The 15,316-nt window shown below is 59.7% G+C and carries 10 protein-coding genes; 5 read left to right on the top strand and 5 right to left on the bottom strand.

Features of this window, described 5'->3' with window-relative positions; translation table 11 throughout:
* Nucleotides 1-194: 194 nt before the first annotated feature.
* The 3 genes from ACIQUH_RS25240 to purD form a co-directional block, all read right to left on the bottom strand.
* Nucleotides 195-2,018: a methyl-accepting chemotaxis protein gene (locus ACIQUH_RS25240; RefSeq protein WP_400820329.1), complete on the bottom strand. Its 1,824-nt coding sequence runs from the start codon at nt 2,016-2,018 to the stop codon at nt 195-197.
* A gap of 321 nt (nt 2,019-2,339) precedes the next feature.
* Nucleotides 2,340-2,849 carry a plant virulence effector HPE1-like domain-containing protein gene (locus ACIQUH_RS25235; protein ID WP_400820326.1) on the bottom strand — a complete coding sequence of 170 codons (510 nt, stop codon included), beginning with the start codon at nt 2,847-2,849 and terminating at the stop codon, nt 2,340-2,342.
* A gap of 157 nt (nt 2,850-3,006) precedes the next feature.
* Nucleotides 3,007-4,278: a phosphoribosylamine--glycine ligase gene (gene purD, locus ACIQUH_RS25230; RefSeq protein ID WP_400820324.1), complete on the bottom strand. Its 1,272-nt coding sequence runs from the start codon at nt 4,276-4,278 to the stop codon at nt 3,007-3,009.
* 213 nt (nt 4,279-4,491) lie between these two features.
* On the opposite strand from purD, the gene ACIQUH_RS25225 reads away from it, so the two are divergent.
* From ACIQUH_RS25225 to ubiA, 4 genes are all read left to right on the top strand, one after another.
* Nucleotides 4,492-6,816: a Tex family protein gene (locus tag ACIQUH_RS25225; RefSeq protein ID WP_400820322.1), complete on the top strand. Its 2,325-nt coding sequence runs from the start codon at nt 4,492-4,494 to the stop codon at nt 6,814-6,816.
* A 168-nt stretch (nt 6,817-6,984) separates the two neighbouring features.
* Nucleotides 6,985-8,241, top strand: a complete 1,257-nt coding sequence (locus ACIQUH_RS25220; RefSeq protein WP_400820319.1) for a class I SAM-dependent methyltransferase — start codon at nt 6,985-6,987, stop codon at nt 8,239-8,241.
* A 284-nt stretch (nt 8,242-8,525) separates the two neighbouring features.
* Nucleotides 8,526-9,326 (top strand): MipA/OmpV family protein, encoded by an 801-nt coding sequence (locus ACIQUH_RS25215; protein WP_031234593.1) that lies wholly within the window; start codon nt 8,526-8,528, stop codon nt 9,324-9,326.
* A 264-nt stretch (nt 9,327-9,590) separates the two neighbouring features.
* Entirely contained in the window at nt 9,591-10,544 is a 954-nt protein-coding gene (gene ubiA, locus ACIQUH_RS25210) for a 4-hydroxybenzoate octaprenyltransferase (RefSeq protein ID WP_400820316.1), read from the top strand.
* 77 nt (nt 10,545-10,621) lie between these two features.
* Here ubiA and ACIQUH_RS25205 read toward each other — a convergent pair whose 3' ends face one another.
* Nucleotides 10,622-11,188, bottom strand: coding sequence for a DUF6101 family protein (locus ACIQUH_RS25205; protein WP_003503226.1), 567 nt, complete (start codon nt 11,186-11,188; stop codon nt 10,622-10,624).
* Nucleotides 11,189-11,555: 367 nt separating this feature from the next.
* On the opposite strand from ACIQUH_RS25205, the gene ACIQUH_RS25200 reads away from it, so the two are divergent.
* On the top strand, nt 11,556-13,994 hold the full coding sequence (locus ACIQUH_RS25200) for a DUF1217 domain-containing protein (RefSeq protein ID WP_400820313.1): 2,439 nt from the start codon (nt 11,556-11,558) through the stop codon (nt 13,992-13,994).
* 217 nt (nt 13,995-14,211) lie between these two features.
* Here ACIQUH_RS25200 and ACIQUH_RS25195 read toward each other — a convergent pair whose 3' ends face one another.
* The gene (locus ACIQUH_RS25195; RefSeq protein WP_004432791.1) at nt 14,212-15,162 is read right to left on the bottom strand and encodes a LysR substrate-binding domain-containing protein; all 951 of its coding nucleotides are present in this window, start codon (nt 15,160-15,162) and stop codon (nt 14,212-14,214) included.
* Nucleotides 15,163-15,316 lie beyond the last annotated feature (154 nt).

Genomic DNA, 15,316 nt, shown 5'->3' with positions numbered 1-15,316 from the left:
CAGAAATAAACCTCGAAAACCCATGAAACTGTCAGGGATGTCTCCGAACATCTGTCAGGGATGTCTCCGGTCTTTACATCGAGCCCGAGGATGACGCCGAACGGGTTGAGAACGTTGGAGAGCACTGGAAAGCATGTAAGAATGCCGGGTCTGTGCCCGGCATTCTTGTCTTGAGTGCATGAGACCGTTCGTGGTCACCCCGCCATGCGCATCTCGCGCGCCATGCCGTGAAGCTGGTGGCCGGAGGAGACGCGGAAGCCGCGGATGAGGTTCAGCAGCTCTTCGGTGTCCACGGCCAGCGCTTCCGCCGAAGCCGTGGTTTCTTCCGCCATCGCCGCATTGTGCTGGGTTGCGACGTCGAGTTGGTTGAGCGACGAGGAGATCGAGCGCAGCGTGGTATCCTGCTCGGCGGCCGAATGGGCGATCTTGCTGACGATCTCGTTGGCCGATTTGATCTGATCGGAGATGCGCTTCAGCGCATCGCCGGCCTCGCCGACAAGGCGCACGCCGTTTTCCACCTGGGCGGAGGAGCGGGCGATCTGGTCCTTGATCTCCTTGGCGGCGGCGGCGGATTTCTGCGCCAGTTCGCGCACTTCCTGCGCCACCACGGCAAAACCCTTGCCGGCTTCACCGGCACGCGCCGCTTCCACGCCGGCATTCAACGCCAGAAGGTTGGTCTGGAAGGCGATGTCGTCGATCACGCCGATGATGTTGGAAATCTGATCGGAAGACTGTTCGATACCGCTCATCGCCGTGATGGCTTCTTCCACCACCCGGTCGCTGCGCATGGCTTCCGAGCTGACGGTGGTGACGCGCTTGGCGGCGTCAGCTGCACCTTCCGCCGTCTGGCGCACGGCAACGGTCAGTTCATCCAGCGCAGCCGAGGTTTCCTCAAGGTTTGCGGCCTGCCGTTCTGTCCGTTGCGACAGCTCGTTGGAAGCCTTGCGGATTTCCTCTTTCGAGCCGCCAATGTCGATGCTCTTGGAATTCACCTTGGCCATGGCGGCGTCGAGATGGGTCAGCGCCTCGTTGAAATTGTCGCGCAGCGCCGCATAACGGTTGCCGAGATCGCCGCAGCGCACGGTCAGATCGCCACCCGCCAGCTTTTCCAGTGCCTCGCCGATGGTGGTGACAACCCGGGCCTGCAATTCCGCCTCGTCGCGCTGCATGTCGAGATTGTTCTGGCGCTCGGCATTAAGCTGCCGCTGCTGTTCTTCCTCACGGCGCTGCATGGCGTGGCGCTCGCGCACCTTGTCCTGCAGCGAGGCGGTGGCCTTGGCCATCATGCCCACTTCATTGGTGAGGCCGGTATGGGGAATAGCGAGCGAGACGTTCTCATTGGCCACTTCGCCAAGTGCCCGGTGAATATCGCCGAGCGGTTTGGAAATGCCACGGATGACGTAGAAAGCGGCGGCAAGCGCCAGCACGAAGATGATCGCGCCGATCGACAGCGCCTTCATCACCTCGCCGCGAACCTGCGCGTTGAGATCATCGATATAAACGCCGGTCACGACCACCACCTGCCAGGGCTCGAAGGCAAGGGCGTAAGAACTCTTGGCGTAATCATTGCCTTCCATGCCGGGTTTCGGGCCGTAGAAATCGGTCTGGCCGCCGCCGTTGCGGCCAAGCCGTACCAGCTCGTCACGATAGGCAAAACCCTTGCTGTCGGGCTTGCCCTTGAAGCTTTCGCCGACCCGCTTCGGATCGGGATGAAACTTCATCGTCACGTCGTAGTCGTAACCGAAGAGATAGCCGTCGGGCGTAAAGCGCATGGCGCTGACGGTGGCGTAAGCCTGTTTCATGGCTTCGTCGCGCGAAAGCGTCCCGGCCTTTTCCTTGTCATGGAAGGATTGCAGGATGGAGATCGCCGATTGCACCTGCGTCCGCAGCATGCCGTAGCGTTCCTCATAGATTGCATCGGTGGCGGATTTCAGCTGGTAGAAGGTCGCCACGGCGAAGGCGGCCATCAGGGCCACCACGAGAACGATCAGTTGACGGGAAATGGAAAGGTTCTTCATGGGCGCTCACAAGCGTTTGGGATCGCGCGCCAGAAAAAGCCGCGCGGTACCGATGTTTCGGAGAGGGGAGAGGCGCATGATGCGCGGTAAAAGGGCCGAAAGCGCAGATCCGCTCCGTGGCCTCATCTGTGCTGCATCGCACTATAAACCCACTTAGCGGCTAAAAATTTGAATAAATATTTAATTAGCGAAAGCTTTATCAGGATGTATGGGCAGAATGGGCAGCGGATAAAGCGGCATTCCCCGCATGGTTGCGGTGTTGCTCGTAAATGCAGCGAAGGCGCGATTATTTGACGTTTGTCATCAAAGCGCTATTGGCGGTCAATTGCCGCGCAGCTGGAAATCCGGGAACTGGGGCGTGCCGATGACCGAGGCGCTCGCCGGCGCGGCCGTGGTTTCAGTCGAAATTTCCTTGACGGCCGCCGTGGTCGTCGTCACGTCGATGCCGGCAGGTGTTGAAGCCGTTTCAGCGGGATGTGCCTCGGGTGCTGCCTCATCATAGGTAGCGATGGCTGTACTGGATGGTTGCGCCATCCAGGCGGGATTGGTGCTGACGAAGGTGACGGGCGCCCCACCGAGCCAGGCTTCGGTGCGCACCAGGGTGCGTTTGCCGTCGACTTCGCGCATTTCCGTGTGCTGCGTGCCCGGCTCAATGGAGGGAACGGCATAATCCTGCGCCACGGTTTTGCCCTTCACGGGCTGGCAGCCCGCGCAATCGAGGCGAACGAAGCTGCCATTGGTCACATGCACGCCGTTTATATATTCGATGGAAGATGCCATCGCCGACCCGCCGGTCAGCGCGATAACGGCTGTCAGAAAAAGACGACGCATCGAAAAACCCCCGAAGTGACGGCGCGGTCTCATGTTCCAGACACGTTGCGCCATTCAATGTTCGGGCAAGTATTACCGATGTTTCGTTTCCATCAGGTCAGCAAACTTGGTAAAAATTAAACGAAATATTCGCATCCGACCCCGTTTGCCTCAAGGATCAGGCCTTTTCGCGCGCGACGGCCTGCCAGCCAATATCGCGGCGGCAGAAGCCGTTTTCCCATTCCACCTTGTCCACCAGCGCATAGGCGCTGGCCTGCGCTTCCGTCACGGTCTTTCCAAGGGCGGTGACGTTCAGAACACGTCCGCCCGTCGCCACCAGCCTGCCGTCCTTCATCGCGGTGCCGGCATGGAACACCTTCGCCTCTTCGCTCGCCTCGGGAATATGGGCGATCGGCGTGTTCTTGTCGTAAGCGCCGGGATAACCTTTGGAAGCGAGAACGACCGTCAGCGCCGCATCGTCGCGCCATTCCGCCTCAACCTTGTCCAGCGTGCCGGTGGCGGTGGCGTAGAGGATCGGTAGCAGATCGCTCTTCAGGCGCATCATCAGCACCTGACATTCGGGATCGCCGAAGCGGACGTTATATTCGATCAGTTCCGGACCCTTGGCAGTGATCATCAGGCCGGCGAAGAACACGCCGGAGAAGGGGTTGCCATCCTTGGCCATGCCTGAGATCGTCGGCTCGATGATCTCCTTCATGGTGCGTTCCACCATGGCCGAAGTCATCACAGGAGCGGGTGAATAGGCACCCATGCCGCCGGTATTCGGGCCGGTATCGCCATCGCCCACACGCTTGTGATCCTGCGCGGTGGCGAGCGCCAGCGCGGTCTTGCCGTCCGAAAGGCAGAAGAAGCTCGCCTCCTCACCGTCGAGGAAGGCCTCCACCACCACTTCAGCGCCGGCCGCGCCAAAAGCGCCGTCGAAACAGTCGTCAATCGCGGCAAACGCTTCCGCTTCCGTCATTGCCACGGTCACGCCCTTGCCGGCGGCAAGACCGTCCGCCTTGATGACGATCGGCGCGCCCTGCGCACGAACATAGTCCTTGGCGGGTTCGGCAGTCTTGAAGCGCTGGTAAGCTCCGGTCGGAATGTTGTGACGGGCGCAGAGATCTTTGGTGAAACCCTTGGAGCCCTCAAGCTGGGCGGCGGCTTTCGAGGGTCCGAAAGTGGCGATGCCGGCGGCGCGCAGATCGTCTGCAAGGCCTGCAACCAGCGGCGCTTCCGGGCCGACGACGACGAAGTCGATTGCCTTTTCCTTCGCAAAGGCGATGACGGCCGCGTGGTCTTCCACATCAAGCGCCACCAGTGTCGCATGGTCGGCGATGCCGGGATTGCCGGGGGCGGCATAAAGCTCATCGAGCAGGGGAGACTGGGCGATTTTCCACGCCAGCGCATGTTCGCGTCCGCCGGAACCGATCAACAGAACTTTCATGGTCAATACCCCTGCAAATTCGCCAGTAACCTTGTGTCAGGGGCGTTAAGGGCAGGGGGCCGAAAGGTCAAGGAGAAAGCGCCGCCAATGTCCGTCTTTCCCTTGAAGTCAGCCTTTCCTGTGGAATCGTTGACGCCTCTTGTTGTCACGCCATAATCAGACATTATGTTCGCGGCTCCAGACGTGACAGCAGAGAACCCCCAAGAGTCCCCTATGACCGCAGACAATGCCCGCCTCGCCTCGCTCATCGCCTCCGAAATCAATGCCCGCGCCGATCAGGTGAAGGCGGCGGTGGCCTTGCTGGACGAGGGCGCGACCGTGCCCTTCATCGCCCGTTACCGCAAGGAAGTGACCGGAGGGCTTGACGATACCCAGCTGCGCACGCTTTCGGAACGCCTTGTCTATCTGCGCGAACTCAATGCGCGCCGCGCCTCCATCGTCGAGACCATCACCGGTCAGGGCAAGATGAGCGATGAGCTGATGGTCAAGATCATGCAGGCCGGCACCAAGGCGGAACTGGAAGACCTCTATCTGCCTTACAAGCCGAAACGCCGCACCCGTGCCGAAATCGCCCGCGAACGCGGTCTCGGTCCGCTGGCAGAAGCCATCTGGGAAAACCGCGCCGCCGATCCGGCGAAGCTTGCGGAGGCCTATGTCCAGGGCGAGGTGGCCGATGTGAAGGCGGCACTCGAGGGCGCGCGCGACATCGTGGCGGAAACCATGACGGAAAATGCCGATCTGCTCGGTCGCCTGCGCGATTACATGCGCCAGAACGCCACCTTCCGCGCCAAGGTGGTGGACGGCAAGCAGGCGTCGGGTGAGAAATTCTCCGACTATTTCGATCATTTCGAGCGCTGGGCGACGGTGCCCGGCCACCGGGCACTCGCCATGCTGCGCGGCTGGAACGAGGAAATTCTGACGCTGACGATCGACGTCGACGCGGATGATCCCTCACCGGTCAAGCCGGCGCAGCGCACCATCGCCGCCGCCTTCGATATCCGCAATGCCGGTCCCGCCGATCAATGGCTGATGGAGGTCGCTGGCTGGACCTGGCGGGTGAAGCTTTCCATGTCGCTCTCGCTCGATCTGATGCGCGAATTGCGCGAGCGCGCGGAAGAAGAAGCGATCCATGTTTTTGCCCGCAATCTGAAGGATCTGCTGCTGGCCGCCCCCGCCGGCTCCCGCGCCACCATGGGGCTCGATCCGGGCATCCGCACCGGCGTCAAGGTGGCTGTCGTGGATGGCACCGGCAAGCTGCTGGAAACCAGCACGGTCTATCCCTTCCCGCCGAAGAACGATGTGCGCGGCACGCAGGCGGAACTTGCTTTGCTTATCCGCAAGTACAATGTCGAGCTGATCGCCATCGGCAACGGCACGGGCAGCCGCGAGACGGAAAAGCTGGTCGCCGATCTTCTGGCGCAGTTGCCGGCTTCGGCTTCCGGCGCAAAACCCACCAAGGTCATCGTCTCGGAGGCGGGCGCATCCGTTTATTCCGCCTCAGAACGGGCGGCCGCCGAGTTCCCCAATCTCGATGTTTCGCTGCGCGGCGCCGTCTCCATCGCCCGGCGACTTCAGGATCCGCTGGCGGAACTGGTGAAGATCGAGCCGAAATCCATCGGCGTCGGGCAATATCAGCACGATGTCGATCAGGGCCGCCTCAGCCGCTCGCTCGATGCCGTGGTGGAAGATGCGGTGAATGCCGTCGGCGTCGATCTCAACACGGCCTCGTCACCGCTTCTGGCGCGGGTCTCCGGTCTTGGCAGCTCGATTGCCGATGCCATCGTCGCTCATCGCGACCAGACCGGCCCCTTCGCCAGCCGTAAGGAACTGCTGAAGGTGCCGCGCCTTGGCCAGCGCACCTTCGAACAATGTGCGGGCTTCCTGCGCATCCCGAACGGCAAGGAGCCGCTGGATGCTTCCTCGGTTCACCCGGAAGCTTATGGCGTGGCGAAAAAGATCGTCGCCGCCTGCGGCCGTGATCTGCGTTCGCTGATGGGTGACAGCGCCGCGCTGAAGGCGCTTGATCCCAAGCGCTTCATCGACGAGCAATTCGGCCTGCCGACCGTGAAGGACATCATCGCCGAACTGGAAAAACCCGGCCGCGACCCACGCCCGAGCTTCAAGACCGCGACCTTTGCCGAGGGCGTGGACGAGATCACCGACCTGAAACCGGGCATGCTTTTGGAAGGCACCGTCACCAATGTCGCCGCCTTCGGCGCTTTCGTGGATATCGGCGTGCATCAGGATGGCCTGGTGCATGTCTCGCAACTCGCCGACCGTTTCGTGAAAGACCCGCATGAGGTCGTCAAGGCGGGCGATGTCGTCAAGGTGCGGGTCGTGGAAGTGGATGTGAAGCGCAAGCGTATCGGTCTCACCATGCGTAAGGATGGCGGCGAGGCAGCGCCGCAGCCGATGCGCGAGAAGGGCAATGCCAGCGCCATGCGGCACGCGACGTCCAAACCGAAAGAGCGCAACGAGGGGTCGCAAACCGGTGGTGCGCTTGCCGCCGCTCTGGCTGAAGCCATGAAGCGACGCTGACCTGCGGTTGAAATGATTTTTTACCAAAAAGCCTCGCCGCACACCCCGGCGGGGCTTTTTCCTTGATGAAATCGTTCAATTTTTTTGAAATAAGACTATCTTGCAACTTGTGCCGAAAGGAATACGGTCAGCGAAATTGATAAGTGAGACTTAGCAATTGGGGGTGCCATGGCGTCGTCTCTGCATGTTCTTCTCGAAAAGATAATCAAGACCGGTGATCTCACCGTCAACAGCCCGGGCGGCAGCCGTACATTCGGCAACGGCGCGGGAAAAAAGGTGGTTCTGGACTTCACCGACGAAGCCGCCATGCAGGAGATCGCCGCCGACCCGGCGCTGAAGCTGGCTGAAATGTATATGGAAGGCCGGGCGAAGGTCGCGGAAGGCGACATCTACGATTTTCTCGCACTGGTGAAAGGCAACACGCTGAGCGAGGCGCTGTCCTTCGGCATGATCTGGCGCGGCATGGCGCGTATCATTGCCGCCCGCATCAAGATGCATCTGCCGGTCAATCACAACAAGAGTAACGTCGCTCATCATTACGATCTGAGCGCCAAGCTGTTCGATCTCTTCCTCGATGAGGACTGGCAATATTCCTGCGCCTATTTCAATCCGCCTGGTATCAGCCTTTATGAGGCGCAGGTTGCGAAAAAACGGCACATTGCCGCCAAGCTGATGACCGAACCGGGCCAGAGCGTGCTGGAAATCGGCTCCGGCTGGGGCGGCATGGCGATGTATATTGCCGAAAGCGCCGGTGCCGACGTGACCGGCATCACGCTCAGTGAAGAACAGCTCCGCGTCTCGCGCGACCGCGCGGCGAAACGTGGTATTGCCGGCAATGTCCGCTTCGAATTGCAGGACTACCGTTACCTGCCGGCCTCGAAGAAATATGACCGCATCGTCTCGGTCGGCATGTTCGAACATGTCGGGCCGACGCATTATCGCGATTATTTCGACAAGGTGGCGGAGGTGCTGGACGACAAGGGTGTGATGGTGCTGCATTCCATCGGCCAGCCCTATCCGGCGCTGGCGACCAATCCCTTCATCGAAAAATATATTTTCCCCGGCGGCTATATCCCTTCGCTTGCCGAAGTGCTGCCGGCGATCCAGAAGTCCGGGCTGCTGGTAAAAGATATCGAAATCCTGCCCATGCACTATGCGCATACACTCAGGCACTGGCGGGAACGTTTTGTGGCGCGAAAGGCGGAAGCGGTCGCACTCTATGACGAACGTTTCTTCCGCATGTGGGAGTTCTATCTGGCGGGGTCGGAAATGGCCTTCACCCACGAAAACTTCCATATTTTCCAGATCCAGCTCGCCAAGGACCGCGATGCCGTGCCGCATGACCGCGATTACATCGCCCGCAACGAGGCGAAGCTGCTGGAATTCGAAAAGACGCGACCGCCGCTGGAGAAGGTGACGTTCTGACGACGGCGTGGGTGACGGGTGACCGAATTGCGGAGAGTGTTGACAAACGTCTCCGTAATCTCGGCGTCATCCTCGGGCTTGTCCCGAGGATCTATCCATGTTGCGTAAAGTCCTTCGGTTGCAGATGCTCGGGACAAGCCCGAGCGTGACGGAGGTGAGGTTTTGAGGCCTTGTCGCCACCCTCTGCAGGAGGCGAATTTCATCTCGCGCTGGTTAATGGAATGGAAAGACAATCCCTCTAATTCTATGGACACCTGTCTGTATTGCGTTTCTGGGGTTCTTTCATGTTCAAGCCATCAGCGGCAGCCGCCGCCTGTGTCCTGTCGCTTTTTGCCGTGGGTAACGCCCATGCGGAAGGCTGGTTTTCCGGCGACTGGTATCTGAAGCTCGGCGGAGCGGGTTTCACCGCACCGAAATATCAGGGCGACAACAAGAATGAATTCGGCTTTTCGCCCATAATTTCGCTCGGCCGTCAGGGGCAGGGCGCGCGTTTCACCTCGCGCAATGACAGCGCCTCGATTTCGCTTCTGGATAATGGCCCGATCAGCATGGGTCTTGCCGGCAAGCTGGTATCCCCGCGCGACGAGGGCGACTCTTCCGATCTGAAGGGCATGACCCGCATCAAGCGCGGCGGTGAGCTCGGCGGTTTCGCCGAGGCCTATCCGACCGACTGGCTGCGCGTTCGCGGTGAAGTCCGTCAGGGCATCCGCAGCCATAGCGGCGTGGTCGGCGATGTCGCCGTCGATGCCTTCACCGATATCGCCCCCGGCATCCAGATTTCCGCCGGCCCGCGCGCCACATGGGTGAGCAGCAAATATAATGAGCGTTATTACGGTGTAAGTGCCGCCCAGACGGCCGCCGGCGCGCCATCGCCCTATAGCCCGGGCGGCGGCCTGCATTCCGCCGGCATCGGCGCCGCCATCACCTGGAAAGTCACCGAAAACGCCGAAGTCGGCTCGTTTGCGGAATATCGCCGCCTGACCGGTGACGCCGCCGACAGTTCGCTGGTGCGCGAGCGCGGCTCGAAGAACCAGTTCATCATCGGCGTTCAGGCGAGCTACAAGTTCAATTTCTCGCTGCCCTGAGGTAGATGAACTCGCTGTTTGGAGATTGAAAACCCGCAGCAGAATGCTGCGGGTTTTTTCTATCCGAATATTCGGTGTCATCCTCGGGCTTGACCCGAGGATCCATTGATTTCAACGGGTTGTGGATCCTCGGGTCAAGCCCGAGGATGACAGTGGAGAGGTAAGGCGCTTTCCCGGTCGTCCGAGGACAAATCGTCAAATGCCGCGCATCCGCACAATTTGAAAGCCATTCCGATTTTCCCGCCGATGCTGTAGAACATCCGCATGGTTCACCACAGCGATTTATCAGATCGCGTCTCCGACGCGCCATCCAATAACTGGGTCTATCGGATTTTGCCGAGGCCCCTCTGGCCCTATGCGCAGTTGGCCCGGTGGGATCGCCCCATCGGCTGGCAATTGCTGATGTGGCCATGTTTCTGGTCCGCAGCCCTTGCGGCAAATGTTGCCGCGGCGAGCGGCGGCTTTTCCTGGGCGACGCTGATCTGGCATCTGGTGCTGTTCTTCATCGGATCGGTGGCGATGCGCGGCGCGGGCTGCACCTATAATGATCTGGCCGACCACAAGATCGACATGGCCGTGGCGCGCACCCGTTCGCGGCCCCTGCCTTCCGGCCGGGTGAGCCGGTCGCAGGCCAAGCTCTTCATCGTCTTGCAGGCGCTTGCGGGGCTTGTCGTGCTCCTGCAGTTCAACGGTTTCGCAATCGCCACCGGCATATTCTCGCTGATCTTCGTGGCGATCTATCCCTTCGCCAAGCGCTTCACCAACTGGCCGCAATTTTTCCTCGGCCTTGCCTTTTCCTGGGGTGCGCTGATGGGCTGGGCCGGGCAGTTCGGATCGATCGCCTGGCCGGCTGTCCTGCTTTATGTCGGCTCCATCGCCTGGACGATCGGTTATGATACAATCTACGCCCATCAGGACAAGGAAGACGACACCGCGGTGGGCATCGGTTCGACCGCGCTGTTGTTCGGCGAGAACACACATCGCTGGCTGGTTTTCCTTTATGGCACAGCCCTTGCCATGATTTTCCTGTCGATGTGGATCGCGGGTGTTAACGTCATTGCCTATAGCGGCCTTGCCGCTGCGGCCCTTATGCTGTTCCGGCAGGTCTGGGTGCTCGATATCGATGACGTCGATCAGTGCCTTGTGCTGTTCAAATCCAACAACCGCGTCGGCGTGCTGATTTTCGCAGGCCTCATCCTGCCGCTCTTGCTGGCGTAAGCCATAAAAACAGGGAATGGAAAAAGCCCGGCCGCGTCATCCGCGCCGGGCTTTTTGATTTGTCTGGCTGAAGATTATCAGCTGCGGGCGATGATTTCTTTGCCCTCGATCTTCATGCTCATGCCCAGCGAACCGGTGGAGCGGCGAACGAGGAAGCGCGGGCGGCGCTCCGCGAAATAGGAATGACGGCGGCGCGGGCGGGTATTCTGGGTGCGCACCTTGCCGAGATGTTCTTCCAGCGGACGGGCGACGCCATCGGCTTCCACCATCAGCATGGGAATACGGTAGGCTTCCGACCAGCTGCGCCAGTCGGCGGCGATATCGCAGAGATCGTGGGCGACCAGAAGCGGAACGCAGAGATCCGGATCGTCATGGTGCAGCTCCAGCGTCACCGTCACCTGTCCGTCGCCATGGTCGATGGCGCGGGCGGCAACGCCCTTGAAGGCGCGGGCTGGCAAAGCGAAGGACAGAGGCAGGCCGGAAGAGGAAAGAACCTTTCTCAGAACGGCGCCCCGTTCATCGAGAGTGACGGCGACATCGGTCGCGCCATTGCCTTTTCCATAGGTGACCTGTTGCGGAAAACGTGCCGGGTCTAACCTGAGTGTGGCGACGGCCCAGTCGGGCTTCAGAACGGTCTTGGTCATGTTTATTCTACCCTTGTTTTACCTGAGAGCCGGTTTCCGGTCTTCTCATCGGGACTTTTCGTCCTCTGATGTCAGGAGAATATCCGCCGCATGTTCGAGACTGCTTAAAAATCGCGGTTAAGAAAACTTTGCATTCCCAAATGGTTAGCAAAACCCACTGTGGCATGGTTTCGCTTAGGTAAAAGAGATCGGGACAATGCGGTTTTTATCCCGGCCGAAATTGTGCTCTTTCAAGCTACGGGCAAGGCGCGTCATGCATAGTCATGCCAAGGCTTGCCGTGCGCCCGGATGGGTGTGCGAGGGGTGGATTCAAAACCGGAGCTTTTGGTGTCCCGAAGGGGATCGCGGCGCTCCAGGGGGCATTCGGATGGTATCGACTTATCTTAGCTACGACCTCATCAACCGCGACATGAAGGCAAGCCTATCGCGCGTGTCGCAGCAGGGGCTCATCGAGCGGCAGACGACATATTACAAGGAAAACATCGGCAATGTGAAAAGCGTCGATGAGTTCCTCGATAACTACCAGCTCTATTCCTATGCCATGGATGCCTTCGGTCTGGGTGAGATGACCTATGCCAAGGCCTTCATGAAAAAGGTGCTCGACAGCGATCTGAACGACGAGAACAGCTTTGCCAACAAGCTGACCGATGAGCGGTATCGTGAGTTCGCCGCCGCCTTCAATTTCAGCTCATCAACGAAAACCGTCCAGACGGATGCCCAGCTCGACAAGATGATCGGGCTTTACGATACGTCGATAACCGATCTCGATAACAGCCTTGCCGAGGAGACCCGTTATTACAAGGCAATTGTCGGCACGGTGACCAATGTCGACCAGCTGCTGCGCAACGACCGCACCCGCGCCTATATCTTTCAGGTCTTCGGCATCGATGAGAAGACCTATTCCTATGCCCATATCAAGGGATTGATGACGAGCGACATCAACGATCCCGACAGCTACATCAACCAGAAATACGGTTCGGCCTATAGTGCGGCGGTCGAAAAACTGACGATGAAGGGCAATATCGAACTGCACGCGCAGGTCACCACCCGGATTACGGCAATCGACACCGAACTTGCGGGCACGGGTCTGACGAACGAGGAGCGCACGGCGCTGGAGGCGGAAAAGGTTACACGCCAGGACCAGCTGACCCAGCTCGAGGCCGTCTTGCCGCCGCAGGATGAGTGGGAAGCGAAGCTCGCCGCCATCAAGGCCGAGCAGACGACGCTCACCAGCACCGTCACGCAATATAACAAGATGGCGCAGCTCGCGACCGCCTTCGAGTTCAAGAATGACGGCACGGTGACCGCCGGCCAGGCGCAGACGGCGGATAATCTCAAGGCTTTGACGGATTCCTATATCGGCAGCGCACCGCGCGTGACGCCGACCGTCGCCACGCTGAACCGGGATTATTTCGAATCGAAGATCGGTTCGATCAAGACCGTAACCGAACTGACCTCGGATACCCGGCTTCTCAATTATATCAGGACCGCATTCGACCTGAATGACCTCACAGTCGTCACGGCAACGATCCAGAATATCCTGACCAGCGATCTGAGCGATCCGAGCAACTACATCGCGACCGTCGGCAAGAACGACAAGCGTTATCTCGCCTTGAGAAATGCCTTCAATTTCCAGACCGACGGAACGCTGGCAGACGGCACGACACCCCAGACGACGGCGCAGACCGCGACCACCACCAGCGGTTATATGACCTATTATAACGACAAGGACGATGCCGCCGACGAGAAGGCGCTCAAGCTGTTCAAGAACGATATAGCGAGTGTCACATCCGTCAAGGATTTCATCGACAGCAGCGCGGTCTATACCTATGCGCTGAAGGCCGTAGGCCTCGATCCGACCAAGGTCAACGCTGCCGATATCCGCAAGGTCCTGACCAGCGATCTGCAGGATAAGAAGAGCTTCGTCTACACGCTGAAAGACGAGCGTTATGTCAAACTGGCGGAGCTGTTCAACTTCACCTCCGATGGCAGCGTGGGAACACCGGTTCTGGCGCAGTCGGAAATCGAGATGCAGACCATGTCGGCCGACTACATCAAGAAGAAATCGGCTTTCGGTACGGAGAGCGACAAGGATGCGGCCAAAAAGGAATCGGAATATTTCACGGCCGAGATGCAGAAGATCAAGACGCTCAAGGAATTCCTGAGCGATGATCGCCTGACGAAATTCGCGATGGAATCGCTTGGCATCGACCCCGAAAGCGTGACGAAGGAACAGCTCGAAAAGGTCTTCACGTCGAAGCTCGATGACAAGGACAGCTACGTCAACAAGGAGATGGACCCGGTTTTCCGCCGCCTTGTCACCGCCTTCAATTTCAATACTGACGGCACGATTCTTCACGAGGACCGCAGCCTGATCCAGACGCGGCGCGGCCTTTACGAGACGTTGGACAATTACCTCACCCAGACGCTGGAAACGCAGGCGGGCGAAGAAAATGCCGGTGTGCGTCTGGCGCTTTATTTCCAGCGCATGGCGGCCGGAACGACGTCCTATTATTCGATCCTCGCCGACACTGCGCTCCAGAGCTTCATCAACACCACTTTCGGGATTCCGGACGAACTCGCCAATGCCGAGGTCGATACGCAGGTGACGATGATGAAGAAATATTTCGACATCCAGGATTTTCAGGACCCGGAAAAAGTCAAGAAGCTGGTCGCCCGTTTCACCATCATGTACGACAATCAGCAGAACACCACCGATCCGATCATGACGCTCTTCAACGGCAGCGGTTCGGTGGGCATCAGCGCCGATACGCTGCTAGCGGTTGCTACGCTGCGGGCGCGCTAGGCGCGGGCTCGCGGACGGGCGACAGCAGCGGGTTTACCCGGTTCCGGCTTGTGGCGACGCCTCCCACATAAGCAACGTCATCCTCGGGCCTGTCCCGAGGACCCAATCACACATTTTGGAATCGATGCGTTGCAGATGCTCGGGACAGGCAAAGGCATGCCGGACGAGAGGCTTTTTGGCCTCATCATCATCCGTCCGATGACGTTGTATTATCCGCCTACCACCCCGGCAGCATGTGCCCGGCGCGCAGGCGCGGCATCTTGGGGTAGGTCTTCACGTCGCTGTCCATCTCGTCGGCAACGCTCATCGGCGAGATATTGTCGAGGCAGGCGGTGATGTGGTCGGTGATGGCGTTTACCAGCGAGGGGGAGAGGCCGGGGCGCTTCATCAGCCCGATCTGCACCGGCGGTAGGGGCGGGAAGCCGTCCGCGGCGGTCAGAACCTTCATGCCGGTGCGCAGCGCCGATTCCGGCAGCACCGAGACGGCCATGCCCGCCAGCACGGCGGCGGCAACGACGGTGGAAGACCAGCTGGTGAACAGAACCTGATAATCCCGCCCATCGGCATCGAGCGCCGAACAGGCGAGCTGGCGCCAGTGGCAATCGCGCCGCCCGACGGCGAGCGGCACGGGCGCATCGTCCTTCAGCGGATGATTGGCGGAGGCGACCCAGCAGAGCGGTTCGGTGCGCACCACATCCGAGGAGCGGGCACGGGGATTATGGGTGACGAGCGCGATATCCAGCTCGCCCCGCGCCATCTTTTCAGCAAGGCTGACCGAAGGTTCGCAGACGATATAAAGCTCGACATTCGGATGGGTCTTGGCGAAACGCCCGATAATCTCGGGCATATAGCGGTCGGCATAGTCGTCGGGGGTGCCGATGCGCAGCATGCCCTCCAGCCGGTTGTCGTCGAAGGCGGCGATCGCCTCGTTATTGAGGCGGATGATGCGCCGGGCGTAATTCATCAGTTTTTCGCCCTCCGCCGTCAGGCGGTTGCCGCGCCCGTCCTTGGCGAAAAGCTGTTTGCCGATGCGTTCTTCCAGCCGCCGCATCTGCATGGATACGGCGGATTGCGTCTTGAAAACGCGGTCTGCGGCCTTGGTGAAGCTGCCCGTATCGACGATGGCGATGAAGGTATGCAGCTGGTCTATGTCGAGAGGTGCGGACATGGATGGTCATCCATCAGAATGATTGATGTCTTACATTAGAAACATTCGTTGGACTGATCAATAGTCTTGCGACATTTTGACTTCAAGCAAATCAATCTCAACCCCCGGGCCGACGAAATGTCAGGCTCCCAACCCAAGGCAGCTTCTCGCGCGT

This window comes from Agrobacterium sp. NPDC090283, from assembly GCF_044769685.1.
Lineage (GTDB): Bacteria > Pseudomonadota > Alphaproteobacteria > Rhizobiales > Rhizobiaceae > Agrobacterium.
The sequence above is the reverse complement of the archived record's forward strand: the minus strand, read 5'-3'. Positions and strand labels throughout refer to the sequence as shown.